This is a genomic window from Gemmatimonadota bacterium, from assembly GCA_040882465.1.
Classification (GTDB): domain Bacteria; phylum Gemmatimonadota; class Gemmatimonadetes; order Longimicrobiales; family Gaopeijiaceae; genus JBBEBG01.
The window spans coordinates 1-19589 of the sequence record JBBEBG010000029.1; the positions used below are offsets into that span (position 1 = coordinate 1).

The following is a 19589-nucleotide window of genomic DNA, read 5'->3' on the forward strand; positions in this document are numbered from 1 at the left end:
CGCTCTTCTTCCGCGTGCTTCGTTTCACCACCGTCGGGGGGTTATGTCAAAAAGCTGGACCACCGCTGCGCACGAAGCGTGCGGTAGAGCCTACAAATATAGCGACCGTTCCCGGTCCGTCAACGAATCCCCGAGTCCTACATGCCCCCGGCTTCGAGAAACCGGGAAACCTCGGAGGCATGCACGCGGAACTCGCCCAGCGGCCCCCCCTCGGGACCGTGCCAATCGGAGCCGCCCGTGACCAGGAGGCCCGCGCTCCGGGCCGCGGCTTCGATCCGGAGCATCCGGTCGCGCCCGAGGAAGGGCCGGTAAACTTCGAGACCATCGAGCCCCCACTGCCGAAGCTCCGGCAGGAGGGTTTCGAGGCGGTGGGCCGGCGGGTGTGCCCAGACGGCGATCCCTCCGGCACCATGGATGAGCCGAATCGCCTCACCGGGATCGAGGAGGAGGGTCGGGATATAGGCGGGATGGTTGTTCCCGATGTACCGGTCGAAGGCCTCGGGAACAGAGGTCACGACGCCCGCCTCGACCATCGCCCGCGCCAGGTGGGGCCGGCCGGGAGCCCCTTCTCCGGCCGCCTCGGCCACCCTTTCGAAGGCGACGTCCACGCCCTGGTCCCTGAGACGGGAGACCATCTCGCGGAGCCGGGCCTCGCGGCGCCCCACGGCGCGTTCGCAGTGCTCCTGGATCCGCGGATCCATGGGGTCCACGAAATAGCCGAGGATGTGGAGATCGGCGTCGTCCCAGGTCGTGCTGATCTCGAGCGCGGGGATCACGGCGAGCGCCTGCCCCCGTGCGGCCTCGACGGCCGCGAAGACTCCGGCGAGGGTGTCGTGATCGGTGAGCGCGATTACGTCGAGGCGCGCGGCGATCGCGGCAGAGACAACCTCAGCGGACGGGAGCGTGCCGTCCGAAGCGGCGGAATGGAGGTGTAAGTCGAGGTCCATGAGAACTCGACGAACCCCGCGGGGCCAGCGAGGATCCCCGGGTCGGCCTCTACCGCACGGATTTTCCGCGGAAGGGGGGGAGGATATGGACCGGGAAAGAGTCTCCCGGCGAGGCCCGCGTGGGTTCGCCGGAGGCCCCAGGCTTCCTCGAGGCAGGAACCGAACGACCGGAGACTATACCGTCGGCTGCACGTTCGCGTTCAGGCGGAACAGATTCCGCGGGTCGTACTCGTTTTTCACCGCGACGAGCCGCTCGTGGTTCTGCCGGTAGTTTTCGCGAATGGTCGCGGCCGTCATGTCGGCATCGAGGTCATTCACGTAGAAGCCATGGGTGAAGGGCTCGAGACCGATCCAGAACTCCCGAATCCAGGCGACGTGGTCCGCGGGGTCCTCTCCGTTCGGCCAGTTCACGAAGCAGAGCAAGTTGGCCATGGCGTCCCGCTGCGCAAAGGCCGTGGCCCCCGGCGCCACTCGTGCGATGGCTCCGCCCCCCTGCTGGAAGGCGAGGATGGTATCACGCCGCGGGTCGCCTTCGAAGCGATCCGCGATCGCGGAGACGAGCCCCGCCGGGAGATTGGGGATGAATCCGCTCTTGATGTACTGCCCGACCGCGCGCGGGTCAGAAATGTCCCCCGACCGCTGGACCGCAACGTAGTCCATGGAGGCGAGCGTATCCGCGATCGGCGTGCCGAGCGCGCGAATCGGGGCGATGACACGCTCGAGGGAGTTCGGGTCACCCGACCAGCAAAGATTAAATCCCGCGAGCCCCGGAGCGCCGCCCGCCGGCTGCACGACCACGGCTCCAAGCGCCAGCTGATCCGGTGCGCCGGGACCGTATTCCCCATAAAGGCCCAAGACGTCGCGAGCGCGCGCGAGGGGGAAGAGGATGTCTCCAAAGACCACCTCGCGCTGCATCGAATGCAGGCGGAACTCGAAAGATGTAACCACCCCGAAATTGCCGCCCCCACCTCTCACGCCCCAGAAGAGGTCGGCGTTCTCGTCCTCGGTCGCGTGCCGGAGGCGGCCGTCGGCGCCCACGACGTCCACCGACAAGAGATTGTCCACCGAGAGGCCGAATCTCCGCCCCAGCCGACCGAATCCACCGCCCGTGACGAGCCCGCCGACCCCGGTGTGGGAGACCGTGCCCATCGTCGTTACCAAGCCGTGCGCCATCGCCTCGTGGTCGAGCGCACCCAACAGGGTTCCCCCAGTCACACGTGCCGTGCGCGCGAAGGGATCGACGCGAACACCCCGGAACGGGGAGAGGTCGATCATCATCCCGCCGTCGCATGAGGACTGCCCCGATGCGCTGTGGCCACCGCACTTCACCGCGAGGAGGAGGCCTCCGTTGTCCCTGGCGAAATCCACGGCGGTTGCAACGTCCGCGGCCCCCGTGACCTGGGCGATCAACGCAGGATATTTGTCGAAGGACGGATTTAGAATCCTGCGGGCGTCGTCGTACCCGTCTTCTCCCCGAAGTAGGACACGTCCGCGTAGCGCCTGTGCGAACTCCGCGACCACGTTGTTCGCCAGGGTGACGGTGCGCCCGTCGCCGGTGACGACGTCGAGGTCGCGTCGCACCCTTGATACAGGACGGAACAGGCCGGCGTGAAGAGGTCGGTACGGGAGCGCCAGCCCCGCTGCCGCGGCGAGGGCGGAGCGGCGGAGGAAGGAACGGCGGTTCATGAGGCCCTCGAAGTCACGATGGAATTCGTTGGGGGAACGAACCCATCCTATGCCGTTTCGGAGGGCGGGACAACAAAAAAATCGTCGCCTCGTGCCCCGGCCACAAGATCAGTGGCCCGGATTTCCCGTCGAGGTGTCCTCGAACTCCTGGGGGTCGAGCCATGCCTGGCGCGGGTCGTATCCCGCCGGGGGCTCGGTGCCCGCGTACTCCGAGAGGACGGTGACCCTGTCCCCCTCGACCTTCACCACGCCGCGGACAACGAAAAACTGCCGGCTCCCTCCGCCCGGGAGGTCCACTTCCAAGGTTCCGCCTCCGAGGAGGGCGAGGAAAGGGGCGTGACCGGGCAGGATCCCGACTTTGCCGTCCCAGGCGGGAAGGACGGCCGAAGTGATTTCTCCTTCGAAGACGGTCGCGACCGGGGAGACCAGGCGGAGCGTAAGAGTCTTGCCTTCCATCTCACCCGGCCTTGGCCAGCCGCTCGCCTTCGGCCAGCACGTCTTCGATTCCGCCCTGCATGTAGAAGGCCTGCTCCGGCAAGTGATCGAATTCGCCCGCCGCCACCCTCTCGAATGACTCGATCGTGTTGTCGAGCTTGACGTATTTCCCGGGACGCCCCGTGAACTGCTCCGCCACGAAGAAGGGCTGCGAGAGGAAGCGCTGGATCCGGCGCGCCCGGTTCACCACGATCTTGTCCTCCTCCGAAAGCTCGTCCATCCCGAGGATCGCGATGATGTCCTGGAGGTCCTTGTAGCGCTGGAGGATGCGCTGGACGTCGCGCACGACCCGGTAGTGGCGTTCCCCGAGGAATTGGGGATCGAGAATTCGCGAAGAGGAGTCGAGAGGGTCCACCGCCGGATAGATCCCGAGCTCCGAGATGCTCCGCGAGAGCACCGTCGTCGCGTCCAGGTGGGCAAAGGCGGTCGCGGGTGCCGGGTCGGTGAGGTCGTCCGCCGGGACGTAGATCGCCTGAACTGAGGTGATCGATCCGTTCCGCGTGGAGGTGATCCGCTCCTGGAGCTCGCCCATCTCGGTGCCGAGCGTCGGCTGGTATCCGACGGCGGAGGGCATCCGGCCGAGGAGAGCGGACACCTCCGATCCCGCCTGGGTGAATCGGAAGATGTTGTCAATGAAGAGGAGCACGTCCTGCTTCTCCACATCGCGGAAGTACTCGGCGATCGTGAGGCCGCTGAGTCCCACCCGCAAGCGCGCCCCCGGCGGTTCGTTCATCTGCCCGTAAACGAGCGCCGTGGAGCTCAAGACGCCTGCTTCCTTGAACTCGAGCCAGAGGTCGTTCCCCTCGCGGGTCCGCTCCCCCACTCCACAGAAGACGGAGCGTCCGCCGTGCTCCATCGCGATGTTGTTGATGAGCTCCTGGATGATGACCGTCTTCCCTACACCAGCGCCGCCGAAGAGCCCGGTCTTTCCCCCCTTCACGTAGGGGGCGAGGAGATCGATGACCTTGATCCCGGTTTCGAAGATCTCGGTCTTGGGCTCGAGGTCGCGGAACTTGGGCGGCTCCCGGTGGATCGGCCACCGCTCCACCTCCGTTCCGTCGGCGCTTTCGACGGGGCCACCTTCGTCCACCGGCTCGCCGAGGACGTTGAGAATGCGCCCCAGGGCCGGCTCCCCGACCGGAACCGAGATGGCCGCGCCGGTATCCACGGCATCCATCCCGCGGACGAGTCCATCGGTGGAGGACATCGCCACCGTCCTGACCTGGCCGCGGCCGATATGCTGCTGAACCTCCACGACGAGTCCGATCACCTGGCCGCCTGGTGTCGTACCGTCGATTCTGAGGGCGTTGTGGATCCTCGGGAGGGATTCCGGGGAGAACTCGACGTCCACCACCGGCCCGATGACCTGCACCACCTTCCCGACATTCTTCTCAGCCATGTTCCCCCTGTCTCCCTGTCGCGATCCCGAGCCGGTGATCGCTCATTCGAAGGCTGCCGCGCCGCCCACGATCTCGGCGATCTCTTGCGTGATCTGGCCCTGGCGGGCCCGGTTGTATTTAGTGCGAAGCGCATCCAGCATATCGGAAGCGCTGTCCGTCGCGCTCTTCATCGCCGCCCTTCGGGCACCGTGTTCCGCCGCGGCGTTTTCCACCAGCGCCCGGTAGACGACGTTTCGGACGTAGAGGGGAAGGAGACGCCGGAGGATCTCGTCTCGCGAGGGGGAGAGGAGATACCGGTCGGGCGAAACCCCTCCCTCCTCCGCGCGAATCGGAAGGAGTCGCCGCGTCGTCGGTGGTGTGGAGAGCGCGGACCGGAATTCGGACGCAACGACCCAGACGCCGTCCAACTCCCCTGACTCGAAGCGCGCCTGCAGCTGCCCTACGAGCGTTTCGGCGTCTTCCGGGGTCGGGTTGTCCCCGATCCCCGTCCAGCTCTGGACGAGGGTCTCGCCCTGGAATCGGAAGAATCCGATCCCCTTTTTTCCCGAGACGTGCAGTTCCGCTTCGATCCCCTGGCCACGCAGCTCCCTGAGGAGGTCCCGTGCCCGCCGGATCAAATTCACGTTGTAGGCGCCCGCCAGCCCACGATTCGCCGTGAGAAGGAGGACGGCACCACGCCGGGGTTCGCTGGGATCCCGGAGGAGCGGAAAACGGTCCGCTAGGGAAGGATCGTAGAGACTCCGCACGACCTCTTCCAGCGACTCGCCATAGGGACGTGACGCATGAACACGATCGGTGGCCTTCTTCAGCTTGGAGGTCGCGACCATTTCCATGGTGCGCGTGATCTGCCGCGTGTTCTCGACGGAGCGGATCCGCCGCTTGACCTCGCTCGCTTGCGCCATGTCAGGCCGCCGGGCCGGCCCCGTGCTCTGCCTCGAAGCGGGCGTTGTAGTCGCCAAGCGCTTCTTTCAGCGTCGCCTCGAGCGCTTCGCTCAACACCTTCTCCGTCCGAATCCCGTCGAGCAGCTCGGAGCGCTGTGCTTCTAGAAACTGCATGAAGCCCCTCTCCCACGCCCCCACCCGCTCGACCGGTACCAGGTCCAGGTAGCCGTTGGTCACCGCGTAGATCGAGACGACCTGCTGCTCGACCGCCATGGGGGCGTACTGGGGTTGTTTGAGGAGCTCCACCGTCCGCTGGCCTCGAGCCAACTGGCGCTGTGTCGCCGCGTCCAGGTCGGAGCCGAACTGCGCGAAGGCCTCGAGCTCACGGAACTGCGCCAGGTCGAGGCGAAGCCGCCCGGCCACCTTCTTCATCGCCTTGATCTGCGCGGCGCCGCCGACGCGGGACACCGAAATCCCCACGTTCACCGCGGGGCGGACCCCGGCGTAGAAGAGATCGGGCTCGAGAAAGATCTGGCCGTCCGTGATCGAGATCACGTTCGTCGGGATGTACGCCGATACGTCGCCGGCCTGCGTCTCGATGATCGGTAGCGCGGTGAGCGATCCGCCGCCGTGGGCCTCGGAGAGCTTCGCGGCGCGCTCCAGGAGGCGGGAGTGCAGGTAGAAGACGTCCCCGGGGTAGGCCTCGCGCCCCGGAGGCCGCCGTAGGATCAGGGAGAGCTGGCGATACGCCTGGGCCTGCTTCGTGAGGTCGTCGTAAACGACGAGGGTGTGTTTCCCCTGCCACATGAAGTGCTCGGCGAGCGCCGTGGCGGTATACGGGGCGATGTACTGCATCGGCGCGGGATCGGAGGCGTTCGCCGCGACGACGATCGTGTAATCCATCGCGCCCGCTTCGCGGAGCGTTTCCACGACGGCCGCGACTTTTCCGGCGCGCTGCCCGATCGCGCAGTACACGCAGATGACGTCCTGCCCCTTCTGGTTGATGATCGTGTCCACGGTGATCGCCGTCTTCCCCGTGGAGCGGTCACCGATGATCAGCTCGCGCTGGCCGCGTCCGATCGGCGTCATGGCGTCGATGGCCTTGATCCCGGTTTGGAGCGGCTCCGCCACAGGCTTCCGCGACACGATCCCGGGAGCGACGATGTCGATCATCCGGGAGCCCTCGATGGGCTCGATGGCACCCTTCCCGTCCACCGGGTCGCCCAGCGCGTCCACCGTCCGACCGAGATACCCCTTTCCCACCGGCACTTCGAGCACACGCCCCGTACAGCGGACCTCGTTCCCCTCGTGGAGGCTCGTCCAATCGCCCAGGACGACGGCACCGATGTTGTCCTCTTCGAGGTTCAGCGCGAGCGCGGTGATCGGCGCCCCCCCGCCCGAGGGAGTGATCTCGAGCATCTCGCTGGCCATCGCGTTCTTGAGGCCGTAGATGCGGGCGATCCCGTCCTTGACTTCGAGGACCTCTCCCACCTCGTCCGCGTGGAGCTCCTCTTCGTAATGCTCGATCGCCTGAAGGAGGACGCCCTTGATTTCGCTCGCTCGGAGCCCTGATTCGCTCGCCACTGGCTAATCCCCTGAGTCGTTCATCGAGGCCGGACTACACCGGCCGATTCTTTCGATCATGCCCCGCCCTCCGGATGGAGGTGGGTCGTCAACAAGCTGCGGCGCATTCCGTCCAGCCGACGCCGCAAGGATCCGTCATAGATGGTGTTCCCCGCCCGAATGACGACGCCCCCCAGGATCGCCGGCTTGACCCTCACGCTCGGGATGGCCTCGCGACCCAGGAGCTCCGTGAGCCGCTGCTGGAGCTCTTCGATCGCAGCGCTGTCGAGCGGACGGGCCACAGCAACCTCCACCCGCTCGCGGTTCATCCGTACGTCGAGAAGGAGGTGATACTCCCTCGCGATCTCCCGGAGGAGCCGTTGCCGCCGGCGGTCGAGCGTCACGAGCAGGAAGTTGACCAGTGTCGGCGGGAGTGTTTCCCCGAAGGCCTTGCGAATGACCGCTTTTTTTTCGCCTAGCGCGATTCTCGGAGTCACGAGGAAGGTGCGAAAGTCCGGATTCTCGTCGAGCAGGCGCGCCACGACCTCGATACCCTCGCCGAACGCCTCGAGACCCTCCTGCCTTTCCGCCACCTCGAAGAGTGTCTTGGCGTAGTTTCTGGCGACGGTCTCGTCTCTCACGCCTGCGCACCTTCGTCGCGCCGGCCCAGCTCTTCGATGTATCCCATGACGAGCTCGCGGTCCTTCGGACCGTCGAGCTTCTCCTCCATCAGTCTCCCGGCAGCGGCGATAGCCAGGTCCACGGCCTCCCGGCGCAACGCCTCGATCGCGGACTCCTTCTCCTGCTCGATCGCTTCACGTGCCCGCTCGATGAGGGCCTGCCCCTCCACCCGTGCCTTGTCCTCGATGTCCTGACGGACCTTCTCTCCCCCCTCGCGCCCCTCTGCGATCAGCTGCTGGGCTTTCCTGCGGGCGTCGGCCATCTGCTCCCGATGTTCGGCCAGGAGCTTCGCGGCCTCTTCCCGCTCGGCGGCGGCCCGATCCAGGGCCGCCTGAATCTTCTGCTCGCGCGCATCCACGGCGGCGAGAACGGGACCCCAGGCGAACTTCCAGAGGATACCGAGCAGCGCGAGAAAAACGATGCTCGTCCAAACGAAGAGCCCGAAGTTTAGGTCGAACATCCGGCCTCCTTAACAGGTCGCTGGTGATGCCGCTGTCGGGGCGTCAGGCGAACACCAGAAAAACGAGACCCAGACCAAAGAGGGCGGCGCCTTCCACGAGGGCCGCGAAAATGATGGCCGCCGTCTGAATCTGAGCGGTGGCCTCCGGCTGGCGGGCGATTCCCGACGCGGCCGCGAATCCGATCGGGCCGATTCCAAGACCGGCACCGATCACGGCACCAGCGATACCGAGCCCCGCGCCGATGAGACCCGAGCCTCCTCCAGCCGCAACCTCTTGAAGTGCCGTTGGCAAGAGCATCTTTCTTCCCTTGTGAGAAGTGACTAGTGGGCGTGACGAATGAGACCGATGAATACGGACGTGAGCATGGCGAAGATATAAGCCTGCAGAAAGGCCACGAAGAGCTCCAGGATCATGAGAGTGCTTGCGATCACCACGGAGCCGACGCCCATGAGGTAGCTCTGGAGCACGAAGATCATCCCCAGGATGGCCAGGATCAACGTGTGCCCCGCTGTCATGTTGGCCAGGAGCCGGACCGCCAGCGCGAAGGGCTTGGTCAGCTTGCCCAGCAATTCGACCGGGGTAAGGATGACGAGCATCAGGGGCTTCATCAGGGTCGGAAGCCCCGGCGGGAGGAAGAAGATCGTCTTCGCGTACCCGGCCGGACCCAGCGCCCGGAATCCGGAGATCTCGGTCACGACGAAGCTGATCACCGCGAGCGCGGCCGTCACGGATAAATTCGCGGTCGGCGTGATCCCGAGCGGGGTCAGCCCGACCAGATTCATCCCCAGGATGAAGAAAAAAAGCGTCAGGATGAACGGGGTGTAACCATCCGCCCCATGACCGATGTTTGGCCGGACGACCTCGTCCCGGAAGTAGAGGATCATCGCCTCCATCGAGTTCGTAAAGCCTCGGGGCGCCTTCTCGATTCCCTTGGAGCGGATCGTGCGCGCCACGGGGATGAAGATCAGGATGAGGAGGATCGCCACCAGCAGCATCACGACGAGCTGCCTCGTCGGGGAGAAATCCACGGTGATGGGACCCAACTGGAATGGCTCGATCGCGAGGCCGTGCAGGTCGAGATGTAGCCCGGCGAACTCGATGACCTGATCGTCTCCGATGTGATGCGAGATCCAATCCGGGAGCCCCTCCATAAGGAGAGGTTCGCCGGCTTCCGGACCGTGTGCGGCTTCCTGGGCCGCGACCGCCGATTCCTCCTGTAAAGCCCCGATCGGATTCATGCCGTCGTCTTCACGCCCTTGTGTTCACCCTTGAGGAACAGCGGCTCCAGGAGCAGCAACACGAAAAAAAATCCTGCCAGCGACAGGACCAGGGACGTGCGACCAACCGGGGCGATTCCGGCCGACGCGATCCCCGTCACCGCGAACACGACGACCCGGAGGGCGATGCCCGCGCCCCACCAGGCGAAAAACCGCGTCACATCATCTCGGGCGCGGGCCAGCAGGCCAAAGGCCAGGACCTGCACCGGCAGAGCGATCCCCGCGGCAAGGAGCACTCCGCTTCGCGCGGCGGGCTCGAGCAAGGCGAGAAGGACCGCGGATCCCACTCCCACAACGAGAAAAGAGATCAGGGTATACCGAACGACGGCGCTCAATCCTCTTCGCTCCCCCCCGAATCCCGCTTTTTCTCTTCTCTGGGCCGCACCACGAGCTGCGCATACATGCTGTAGAAACCCGCCGCGCCCCCGAACAGGATGCCGAGGAGCGTGAGAATCGCCTCGGCTCCGAGCCACTCACCCACCTTCGAGCCGATCCATCCGAAAAGAGCGACGGACGCGGCCAACCCCATCCCATGACCCAGATACCGGGAAGAGGTTCGGATCAGCTCCTCACGCGAATCTGGTCCCGGATCCCGCGAGTCCGACATCGTCTGGAACACCTCCCGGCGCGCCCTCAGCCGAAAAAAATTAGGCGCTTGTGAAAAAATGCGCAAGCGTAACTCCCCCACCCTGAAGCGGTGTCCCGCACCCCCATGGCGGGGGGCCGGAGCGGGGCGTATCCTTCGTCCGGACGACGGCTCGGAATGGGCGCCGAATGACCCTCCGCGGGGGTGCCGCGGCCCCCTTCGGGACCCCGCTCCCCGGGGAGCGGGTAGCCCCGCTTGTTCCGGGACGGCCCCCCGCGAGGCTGGCCCGGATGTATCTTCGAATCATGGAGGGTCGAGCCTTGGCGGATGGGGTGGCGGTCCGGGACCGGGATCTGGAGCTTCTCGAGGAAGTGGCGCAGATGGCCGAGCGCCTTCGCGCCGAGGTCGCGAAGCGGATCATCGGTCAAAGGGATGTGGTGGAAGGGCTCCTACTCGCCCTCCTCGCGAACGGGCATGTCCTCCTTGTCGGGGTCCCGGGGCTGGCAAAGACTCTCCTCGTCTCGACGCTGGCCGACGCGCTCGACCTCGAGTTCCAGCGGATCCAGTTTACTCCCGACCTCATGCCCACGGACATCACGGGCACCGAGGTCATCGAGGAAGACCGGACCACGGGGCGGCGCGTCTTTCGCTTCGTACGGGGACCCGTTTTCGCGAACTTCGTGCTCGCCGACGAGATAAATCGCACCCCGCCCAAGACCCAGGCCGCGCTCCTCCAGGCCATGCAGGAGAAGGCGGTTACCATTGGCGGAGAGACCTTCCCTCTCCCCTCGCCCTTTTTCGTCCTCGCGACCCAAAATCCGATCGAACAGGAAGGAACGTACCCCCTTCCGGAAGCCCAGCTCGACCGCTTCATGCTCGAGCTCCGGATCACCTATCCGTCGCGTCAGGAGGAAGAGGACGTCGCCCTCCAGACGACCGGCGAGGAGCTCATCGAGGTCCACCGCGTCGTTTCCGCGGAGCGGCTGATCGAACTCCAACACCTGGTCCGCAGGGTTCCGGTGGCGCCCTCGGTCGTCGCCTACGCGGTCCATCTCGCACGTGCGACGCGGCCGGGCGCCGAAGAGGCACCCGCCGTGATCCGGAAATACGTGGGGTGGGGCGCCGGCCCCAGGGCGTCCCAATACCTCGTCCTCGGGGCCAAGGCGCGAGCCGCCCTTCGCGGGGATCCGGTGCCGAATCTCGAAGACGTGAGAGCCGTGGCCCGCGCGGTCCTCGCACACCGCATCGTCCCCAGCTTCGAGGCGGAAGCAGACGGAGTCTCGGCCCGAAAGATCATTGACGAGCTTCTCCGGGAAAGCCGTGCATGGACGTAGGCCTCGATGGACCTGGGACACGATGGACGTAGACCGAGGTAGTCCCCCCGGAGGGGACGATCCTCTTCCTCCGGCCGGCGCACACCTGTGACCGGAGTCCTCCTCCTCGGGACCGGTCTCCTCCTCGCATTTTCCGCGCTTCTCTCCGCGATGGAGTCGGCCGTCTTTGGAGTCGGCGCATCGCGACTCCGCACCCTCATCGCGGAGGGGTTCACCGGAGCGGACGGACTGGATCGCGTACGGGCGCGCGCACGACAGGTGCGCGCCACCGTCTTCGTCGTCAACACCCTGACGAACCTCATTGCCGCCGGCCTCTTGGTGGGATTGGCGGTGATGCGCCGGGGCGCTCCGGGGATGATCTGGGCGATCCCGGGTGCGGCCGTCGGCGTCCTGCTCGTCTCGGAGGGAGTGCCCCGTCTTGTGGCCTCCTTTCAGCCGATTCGGCTCGCCCTTCTCACCGCGCCGGCCCTCCTTTTCCTGGAGCGTGCCCTTCGACCCCTGCTCGCCCCGTTCGTCCTTCTCGATGGACTCTTCAAGCGGAGAACCGCGGAAGAGGTCGGGACTCCGGAGGCACGCGAGCTGCGGGAGCTCACCGAGCTCGGCCGAAAAGAAGGCGTGCTCGAGGAAGAAGAACACCTACTCGTCGAACGCGCGTTCAGGATGGACGAGCTGACCGCCTGGGACATCATGACACCGCGGGTGGACATCTTTTCCTGGCGCGACGCCCTCACGATCGAGGAGATCGTGCCGAAGCTGAAGACCGTCCCCTACTCCCGAGTCCCCGTTTTCGGCGCAAGCATCGACGACATCACGGGCATCCTTTACGTGCGCGAGGCCTACGAGGCTTATGCAGGCGGCCGCGGAGGGCTGAAGCTTTCGGAGCTCTCCCGCGAGCCCTTCTTCGTCCCGGGTTCTCTCTCCCTCCCGCGGCTCCTCCGTGACTTCCAGCTTCGCAGGATCCACATGGGAATCGTCGCCGACGAGTTTGGTGGAACGGACGGACTGGTGACATTGGAAGACGTGATCGAGGAGCTCGTGGGAGAGATCGAGGATGAGAGGGACGTGGCGGAGGAGTCCATTCACCGGATCTCGAAGAACGAGTTGGAGGCCGCGGGCACCGTGGAGCTGCGGGAGGTGAATTACGCCTTCAACGTGTCCCTGCCACAGCTCGAGTATCGCTCACTCAACGGCTTCATCCTCGAGGAGATGGGGCGGGTGCCGGAGGCGGGGGAGCGGATCGAGCTTCCAGGTCTCGAAATCGAGATTCTCGACGCCACGGACACCCAGGTGATGCGGGCCCGCATCCGAAAGCTGCACACGACGCCGGCGGACGAAGTCTGAGATGGCGCTGCTCCTTCCCTTCCGAGGGAAGTCCCCCCAGGTCGCGGAGGATGCCTTTCTCGCTCCGAATGCGGTTCTGATCGGCGATGTCCGGGTCGAATCTCGCGCGAGCATCTGGTTCGGGGCGGTCCTGCGCGGGGATGATCCCACGAACCCGATCGTCGTCGGGACCGATGCGAACGTGCAGGACGGCGCGATCGTACACGTCGGGATCTGGGGGCCCACGATCGTGGGTCCCCGGGTCACGGTGGGACACGGTGCCGTGTTCGAATGCTGCGAAATCGGCGAAGGAACTCTCGTGGGGATGAACGCAGTCATCCTCCAGGAGGCGGTGATCGGCCGCGAGTGCCTCATCGCGGCGGGGAGCGTCGTCCTCGAGAAGGCGGTGGTCCCGGACCGGAGCCTGGTCGCGGGAATCCCCGCCAAGATCCGCAAGTCGCTCGACGGCTCGTCGGCCGGGTGGGTCGCACGAAGCTGGCGTCATTATGTCGAGCTGTCGCGGAGTTACCTCGAGCAGGGGCTCGACGGGCCGCCCACCGAGGACCGAGAGTGACGGGGCGGGAACCACGCGCGAACGGAATGCGACGGGTTTTCACACGAGCGGGTGCCCGTCGTGACGTAAGGCGCTAACCGCCGAACGCCCACTCGGTATACCAGTCCACCAGTGCCTCGCCCCACCCGTAGGTCACCGCGGCCCCGACGGCGAGAAAAACTCCGAAGGGGACGAGTCTCTTGGTCTTCACGGAGATCGGCCCGAAGATCAGGGTGCCGAGGAGGGACCCGAGGAAGAGGGTGAGGAAAACGCCCTGGAGCCCGAGGAAGGCGCCGATCATCGCCATCATCTTGATGTCTCCTCCCCCCATCGCCTCCTTCTTGAAGACCTTCTCTCCTGCCCACGCGACGAACCAGAGGAGCGCGAATCCCGCCGCGGCACCGGTCAGCGCCGGCAGGATTCCCATTGTGGGCACGAGGGGGGCCAGCGCCAGCCCGATGACGAGACCGCCCAAGCTGAATTGGTCCGGGATGATGTAGAAGCGGGCGTCGCTCACGGCGATTCCCAGCAGGATCGTGAGGAAAATCGCGCCCCGGACGGCCTCCGGCTCGAGCCCGTGAAGGAGGACCATCCCACCCCAAATCGCTCCCGTCGCGAGCTCGACCGCGGGATACTGGATCGAGATCCCTTTCCCGCAGTCGCGGCAGCGTCCGCCGAGGAAGAGCCAGCTCAGCACGGGGAAGTTGTCGAACCACCGGATCGCCTTCCCACACCCCGGGCACCGAGAGCTGGGCCGGACGACAGATTCGTTCTCCGGCCATCGAAGGGTGCAAACGTTCAGGAAGGAACCCAGGGCCAGCCCGAAAAGCGTGGCGGCGAGAGCGGCGAAGTGAGTGTCGCTCATGCGCCCTTCCCGCCCGACGAGGGCGCGGATTCACGTCCCGGCCCGAGCGCCCAGAGGAGGATCGCCCCCGCGATGGAGACGTTCAGGGAATCCACGCTGGCCGCCAGGGGAATCGCGATTTGCGCGGCCGCCCGCGCCCTGGCCGCGGCACGCGGACCCTGCCCCTCGTTTCCGAGGAGGAGCGCCCACCCGAGACCCCCTTCGCCCCGGCCCATGGAGCCCGACGCCGACAGACCGGAGATCCGCGGCCCCGCTCTCGAAGCGAGCCAGGAACGGATGTCCTCGCCCCCACGTTCGGCGACGAGGAGGGGAAGTCCCGCCGACTCACGCCAGGCGTCGGCCTCCTCCCACGGGAACGCCAGGACCGGGAGGGCGAAGCAGAGTCCCGCGGAGGCCCGCACCGCTTTGGCGCTCCAGGGGTCGGCGGTCCCGTCCAGGGCGAGAACGCGCGTGATTCCCAGGGCGGCGGCCGTGCGGATCAGCGTCCCGACGTTTCCCGGATCCTGGACTCCGTCGAGCAGGAGGCACCGCTCGGCGCCGGCGGACTTCGGATCGGGGAGGGTCGCTCGCGGCTCGGCGGCGATCCCGAGAATCCCCTGCGGCGAGTCCGTCTGCGCGAGCTCCGCGAAGGCGGTCGCCGGTACTTCGACGACCTCGGCGCCGGCGCGCGCAAGATTCTCCGTCAGGACGTCCAGGTCGTGTGAGCTCTCCCGCCCCCCCCGCACCAGAAAGGACGGGACCACGCCGTGCGCCAACGCCGCTTCGAGGACCCTCGGACCCTCGAGGAGGACGACCCCCTCGGCCTCGCGCCCCCGCCGCGAGGCGATCCTTCGAAGGAGCCGTTCCCGACTCCGGCTCAGCTCCACCGCGAGTGCCTCCGGGGAGGCGATTCCCGTATCTTCCCGGGCGTCCAAACCTTTCCACTCTTCGAGCCCACGCCACTCATGACTTCATCGAAGCGGCGGATCGCGCTGACGATCGCGGGGAGCGACAGCGGCGGCGGTGCCGGAATCCAGGCGGACATCAAGACCTTCCAGGCGTTCGGAGTGTTCGGGACGACCGCGGTGACCGCGATCACGGCGCAAAATACCACCGGCGTCTTCGCGGTGCATCCGGTCCCGCTCGACATCGTGCGGGCCCAGATCGCGCGGGTGGCGGAGGACCTCCCACCTTCGGCCACAAAGACCGGGATGCTCGCCACAGCCCCCCTCGTGGCATCGGTCGCGGAAGCCATCGAAGCGCACGGGCTCACGCCCTACGTGCTCGATCCCGTCATGGCATCCACCTCGGGAGATTCACTTCTCGACCCGGACGCGGTGGAGGCGGTGACCCTTCGCCTCCTCCCCCTCGCGACCCTGGTGACCCCGAATCTGGACGAAGCCCGCATCCTGACAGGGCTTCCGGTCGAGGACGCGGAGGGAGCGCGCGCGGCCGCGCGTGCCCTCGTGGAGTTGGGCGCCCGGGCCGCGCTGATCAAAGGAGGGCACGGCGAAGGGGACGAAGTCTTGGACCTCCTCTGGGACGGAGAACGCGAAAGGGAATGGAGGCACCCGCGCATCCGAACGCGCAGCACGCATGGGACGGGATGCACCCTCTCCGCCGGGATTGCGGCCGGACTCGCGCTAGGCGATCCGCTGGAGCTCGCCGTGGACCGCGCGCTCGCCTTCGTGGCGGCGGCGATCCGCGAAGCGCCCGGGCTCGGTTCGGGACACGGACCGCTCAATCACTTCGTCGAAGTTCCCCCGGGAGCCCGCTGGGTTGACGGCACCATGAGCGATCCTTGACCCCGCAAATGCCCGCATCCACCTTCTTTTTCCCTTTCACCGCGAGCCCATGGCCCCCCGTCCCCGCACACCCTCCGGCCGGTCCCGAACAGCCCCACTACTCCTTGGGATAGCCCTGGCCTGCGCACCCGCGAGCCTGATCGCACAAGGCGTCCCCGCGGAGGGAGGAGCGGCGGCGCCCACTCAACATGCCGGGGCGGGCTACGATCACACCTTCGCGCCGGGAGCGCGGGCAGCTCGACTGACGGGCTCGATTTCGGTGGACGGGATCCTGGACGAGCCGGTCTGGGACACCGTTCCTCCCATCACCGACCTTCGCCAGACGGTCCCCGTCGAAGGGGCGCCCGTGAGCGAGCGCACCGAGGTGCGGGTCGCCTACGACGACGATGCTCTCTACGTGGCGGCCCGGCTCGACGATCGGAGTCCCGTGGTCACGCGCCTCGCTCGCCGCGACGCCGGCCTCGGGGACTCCGACTCCTTCGCCATCCTCTTCGACAGCTACCACGACCACGAGACCGCTCACCGGTTTTGGACCAATCCGTCGGGGGTGAAGGGGGACGCCATCGTCACAGGGAACAGCACGGGGGGCGGAGACTCCTCCTGGGATCCGGTCTGGGAGCTCGCGACCGGGATCGGCGCGCACGGATGGACCCTGGAGATGCGCATTCCCTTCAGCCAGCTCCGCTTCTCGCGACAGGAAGTGCAGCGCTGGGGGATCCAGGTCGAACGCCGCATCAACCGAAATCAGGAGGACGCGACCTTCCCCTTCACTCCGACGCTCGAGCGGGGTGGCGTCTCCCGGTTCGCACATCTCGAGGGGCTCGAAGGAATCGAGCCGGGAAGGCGCCTCGAGCTCCTTCCTTACGTCGTGGCGCGCGGAGAATGCCTGCAACTCGAGACCCCGGCCGGGGTCGGCCTCGCCAACCCCTACCGGAGCGGATCGGACCACTTCGGCGACGCGGGATTGGACCTGAAGTACAGGCTCACTTCGAACATGACGCTCGACGCCACGGTGAATCCCGACTTCGGACAGGTCGAGCTCGATCCCAGCGTCATCAATCTCACGGCCTTCGAGACACAGTTCAGCGAACGGCGTCCTTTTTTCGTGGAAGGGGCCGACATCTTCGTTTTCGGCGAAGGAGGACCGACGGGGTCGGTGGGCCGTGGGCCGGAAATCGTTTACTCACGCCGGATCGGGGCGGCGCCCCGCGGATCGGTCCCCTCCGAGGCCGTGTTCTCCGACCTGCCCAACTGGACGACGATTCTGGGAGCGGCGAAGGTCACCGGACGCCTCGAAGGCGGCTGGTCGCTCGGCGTGCTCGAGGCGGTGACGGCGCGGGAGAGCGCACCCTGGGTCGGCGAGGGCGGAACGGAGGAGAAACTCGTGGTGGAGCCGGCCGCGAACTATTTCGTCGCGAGAGCCCGCCGGCAGATCAGCGGAGGACAGACGCGCTTCGGCGCGATCGCCTCGGCAGTGAATCGAAGCCCCGAGGGGACCCCGCTCGCGGGCCAGCTCCATGCCGCAGCCTACTCCGCCGGGCTCGACTTCGCGCACGAATCTCAGGACCGCGCCTGGCTCTTCAGCGGCCTCGTCTCGGCGAGCACCGTGCGCGGGGACTCACTCGCGATCGCCAGGACTGAACGCGCGTCTCGCCGCTACTTCCAGCGCCCCGACGCGCAGCATATCGATCTCGACACATCGGCGCGCTCGATGTCGGGTTTTTACGCGATGGGCTTCGTCGGGAAGCAGGCCGGAAACTTCACGATGCGAAACGCGGTGGCCGTGATCGGTCCCGGCTACGAGGTGAACGACCTCGGATTCCACACGAACGCCGACCGCATCCTCCTGGATACGCACTACCAGTGGACGGACCGGGAACCCGGCCGCTACTTCCGTACGTGGAACGTTTCCGGAAGCCCGGACGCGGTTTGGAACCTGGCCGGGAACCGCACTTTCGCGAACTTCAACACCCAACTCTCCGTCGAATTGCTGAATTACTGGCGGGGCTCCGTCCGGCTCCAGTGGGACCCGTGGACGGACGACGACCGTCTCACCCGCGGTGGACCGATGGCGCGCTCGCCGCGCCGCTCCGACGCGCGCTTCACGGTGAATTCGGACGGACGCCGCGCGGCGGTGTTCGGCGCAAACGGGGGGTAGAACAACGACGTGGCCGGGGCGCGGGGGCGAAGCGCTTCCGCGAACCTCAGCGTCCGCTTCGCCGAGACACTCCAGTTCCGGGTGGCCCCATCCTACTCGAAGTCCTTCTCGACCGCGCAGTACGTCACGCGGATCTCGGACCCGCTCGCGACCGCGACATGCGGTGCCCGCTACGTCTTCGCGGAGCTGAACCGCACGACCGTTTCCCTCGAAACCACGCTCAACGTCACGTTGTCGCCGGCCTTTTCCCTCCAGCTCTACCTGGAGCCCTTCATCTCGACGGGGGACTACGGGGCGGTGAAGGAGTTCGTGGCGCCAGGCGCGTACGATTTCTCCGTCTACGGGGAAGATGCGGGAACGATCTCTCAGGACGTCGAGGGGCGGTACCTGGTCGACCCGGACGGGGAGGGGCCGGCGGAGGGATTCAGCGTGTCCAACCGCGACTTCAGCTTCCGCAGTCTCTTGGGGAACGCCGTGCTTCGATGGGAGTGGCGCCCCGGCTCCACCGTCTTTCTGGTCTGGCAACAGGAGCGCGTGAACTCGGTCACCGGAGGCGGCGTTTCGGACGATGCAGGCTGGGTCGGAAGCTTCGACTTGGGGCGAGATGCGGGTGACATGTTCTCCGCCGCCCCGAACAACATCTTCATGATCAAGGTGAGTTACTGGCTGAACCCCTGACGCGGTCGCCCGTCACCCCCGAAGTCGAGGTCGGGTGCGCCGAGCTCCTTCTCGGGCAGTCCCCGCACGATCCGGCGCACCAGCTCGAAGAGCGGCCCCGCGGACCGCGCCCCGACCGCCAGCACCTCCTCGTGTGAGAGGGGTCTCGCGGTGAGTCCCGCCGCCGGATTCATCACGACCGAAATCGCCAGGACCGCGAGACCGAGCGCCCGCGCCACGATGGCTTCCGGGACGGTGGACATCCCTACCACGTCGGCGCCGAGGAGTCGGAGCATCCGGATCTCGGCGGGCGTCTCGAAGTTGGGCCCGAGCACCCCGCCATACGTGCCGCGAGCCAGCGCGATACCGAGGTCCGCGGCAGCCCGCTCCGCGAGAAGACCGAGCTGGGGATCGTAAGGGGCGCTCATGTCCGGGAAGCGCTCCTCGCCGGACGCGACGGGTCCGGCGAGTGGAGCCCGCCCCTGAAGATCAATATGGTCCTCGACGAGAACGAAGGAGCCCGGGATCAGATCGGGGCGGATTCCGCCCGAAGCGTTGGTGAGAAGCACACGAGGGATTCCGAGGGCTGCCGCCACGCGGATCGGCGCGCCGACCACCGCGCGGGAGTGTCCCTCGTAGAAGTGGTACCGGCCGCGTTGAAACAGGACGAGCCGTCCCTCCAGGCGCCCCGCGAGGTAACGCCCGGGGTGTCCCATGACTCCCGCCGGGGGAAACCCGGGGAGCGCTTCGAACGGAAGCTCCACCGGATCCTCGACCGCGGCCGCCGGAAGGGCGAGCCCCGATCCGAGAACGACGAGGAGCTCCGGTGCCTCTCTCAGCCGGGTGGCGAGCAGCTCGGCGGCCTTCGCCGGATCGGGGAGGGGTGGGAACGGGGACACCTTTTCACCTCCGCGAGCTGGGGCCGGGGCCACGTGCAAGA

The 19589-nt window shown here is 66.8% G+C and carries 19 protein-coding genes and 1 pseudogene; 5 read left to right on the top strand and 15 right to left on the bottom strand.

Going from position 1 to position 19589, the window contains the following annotated elements; genetic code table 11:
* Window positions 1-137 precede the first annotated feature (137 nt).
* The 12 genes from WEG36_10565 to WEG36_10620 all read right to left on the bottom strand — a co-directional run bounded on the left by WEG36_10565 (window position 138) and on the right by WEG36_10620 (window position 9999).
* A complete protein-coding gene (locus WEG36_10565) occupies window positions 138-947 on the bottom strand; it encodes a PHP domain-containing protein (protein ID MEX1258048.1) in 810 nt (269 codons plus the stop codon).
* 174 nt (window positions 948-1121) lie between these two features.
* Window positions 1122-2633: an FAD-binding protein gene (locus WEG36_10570; protein ID MEX1258049.1), complete on the bottom strand. Its 1512-nt coding sequence runs from the start codon at window positions 2631-2633 to the stop codon at window positions 1122-1124.
* 108 nt (window positions 2634-2741) lie between these two features.
* A complete protein-coding gene (locus WEG36_10575) occupies window positions 2742-3089 on the bottom strand; it encodes a F0F1 ATP synthase subunit epsilon (protein ID MEX1258050.1) in 348 nt (115 codons plus the stop codon).
* Window position 3090: 1 nt separating this feature from the next.
* Window positions 3091-4527, bottom strand: coding sequence for a F0F1 ATP synthase subunit beta (atpD, locus tag WEG36_10580; GenBank protein MEX1258051.1), 1437 nt, complete (start codon window positions 4525-4527; stop codon window positions 3091-3093).
* A 42-nt stretch (window positions 4528-4569) separates the two neighbouring features.
* Window positions 4570-5430: an ATP synthase F1 subunit gamma gene (gene atpG / locus WEG36_10585; GenBank protein MEX1258052.1), complete on the bottom strand. Its 861-nt coding sequence runs from the start codon at window positions 5428-5430 to the stop codon at window positions 4570-4572.
* 1 nt (window position 5431) lies between these two features.
* On the bottom strand, window positions 5432-6994 hold the full coding sequence (gene atpA, locus WEG36_10590; GenBank protein ID MEX1258053.1) for a F0F1 ATP synthase subunit alpha: 1563 nt from the start codon (window positions 6992-6994) through the stop codon (window positions 5432-5434).
* A gap of 56 nt (window positions 6995-7050) precedes the next feature.
* The gene (gene atpH / locus WEG36_10595) at window positions 7051-7614 is read right to left on the bottom strand and encodes an ATP synthase F1 subunit delta (protein MEX1258054.1); all 564 of its coding nucleotides are present in this window, start codon (window positions 7612-7614) and stop codon (window positions 7051-7053) included.
* Complete coding sequence (gene atpF, locus WEG36_10600) at window positions 7611-8114, bottom strand: F0F1 ATP synthase subunit B (protein MEX1258055.1); 504 nt, start codon at window positions 8112-8114, stop codon at window positions 7611-7613. The genes atpH and atpF overlap by 4 nt, the downstream gene beginning before the upstream one ends.
* A gap of 43 nt (window positions 8115-8157) precedes the next feature.
* Window positions 8158-8412 (bottom strand): F0F1 ATP synthase subunit C, encoded by a 255-nt coding sequence (locus WEG36_10605; protein ID MEX1258056.1) that lies wholly within the window; start codon window positions 8410-8412, stop codon window positions 8158-8160.
* A gap of 23 nt (window positions 8413-8435) precedes the next feature.
* A complete protein-coding gene (gene atpB, locus WEG36_10610; GenBank protein MEX1258057.1) occupies window positions 8436-9353 on the bottom strand; it encodes a F0F1 ATP synthase subunit A in 918 nt (305 codons plus the stop codon).
* Window positions 9350-9727, bottom strand: coding sequence for a hypothetical protein (locus tag WEG36_10615; GenBank protein MEX1258058.1), 378 nt, complete (start codon window positions 9725-9727; stop codon window positions 9350-9352). The genes atpB and WEG36_10615 overlap by 4 nt, the downstream gene beginning before the upstream one ends.
* Window positions 9724-9999: an AtpZ/AtpI family protein gene (locus WEG36_10620; GenBank protein ID MEX1258059.1), complete on the bottom strand. Its 276-nt coding sequence runs from the start codon at window positions 9997-9999 to the stop codon at window positions 9724-9726. The genes WEG36_10615 and WEG36_10620 overlap by 4 nt, the downstream gene beginning before the upstream one ends.
* Window positions 10000-10268: 269 nt before the next feature.
* On the opposite strand from WEG36_10620, the gene WEG36_10625 reads away from it, so the two are divergent.
* The 3 genes from WEG36_10625 (at window position 10269) to WEG36_10635 (ending at window position 13206) form a co-directional block, all read left to right on the top strand.
* A complete protein-coding gene (locus tag WEG36_10625) occupies window positions 10269-11312 on the top strand; it encodes an AAA family ATPase (GenBank protein ID MEX1258060.1) in 1044 nt (347 codons plus the stop codon).
* Between the two features lie 87 nt (window positions 11313-11399).
* The gene (locus WEG36_10630) at window positions 11400-12653 is read left to right on the top strand and encodes a hemolysin family protein (GenBank protein ID MEX1258061.1); all 1254 of its coding nucleotides are present in this window, start codon (window positions 11400-11402) and stop codon (window positions 12651-12653) included.
* Window position 12654: 1 nt separating this feature from the next.
* Window positions 12655-13206, top strand: a complete 552-nt coding sequence (locus WEG36_10635; GenBank protein ID MEX1258062.1) for a gamma carbonic anhydrase family protein — start codon at window positions 12655-12657, stop codon at window positions 13204-13206.
* 73 nt (window positions 13207-13279) lie between these two features.
* On the opposite strand, the gene WEG36_10640 is transcribed toward WEG36_10635, so the two are convergent.
* Both WEG36_10640 and WEG36_10645 read right to left on the bottom strand, forming a co-directional pair.
* Window positions 13280-14050, bottom strand: a complete 771-nt coding sequence (locus WEG36_10640; protein MEX1258063.1) for a prepilin peptidase — start codon at window positions 14048-14050, stop codon at window positions 13280-13282.
* A complete protein-coding gene (locus WEG36_10645; protein MEX1258064.1) occupies window positions 14047-14964 on the bottom strand; it encodes an RNA methyltransferase in 918 nt (305 codons plus the stop codon). The genes WEG36_10640 and WEG36_10645 overlap by 4 nt, the downstream gene beginning before the upstream one ends.
* A gap of 30 nt (window positions 14965-14994) precedes the next feature.
* Here WEG36_10645 and thiD point away from each other — a divergent pair, with 30 nt between their 5' ends.
* Complete coding sequence (gene thiD / locus WEG36_10650; protein MEX1258065.1) at window positions 14995-15834, top strand: bifunctional hydroxymethylpyrimidine kinase/phosphomethylpyrimidine kinase; 840 nt, start codon at window positions 14995-14997, stop codon at window positions 15832-15834.
* Between the two features lie 49 nt (window positions 15835-15883).
* Window positions 15884-18670, top strand: a pseudogene (locus tag WEG36_10655) (DUF5916 domain-containing protein).
* Here the strand turns inward: WEG36_10655 and WEG36_10660 are convergent.
* Window positions 18652-19548: a purine-nucleoside phosphorylase gene (locus WEG36_10660; GenBank protein ID MEX1258066.1), complete on the bottom strand. Its 897-nt coding sequence runs from the start codon at window positions 19546-19548 to the stop codon at window positions 18652-18654. The pseudogene WEG36_10655 and the gene WEG36_10660 sit on opposite strands and share 19 nt — an antisense overlap.
* Between the last annotated feature and the right edge of the window lie 41 nt (window positions 19549-19589).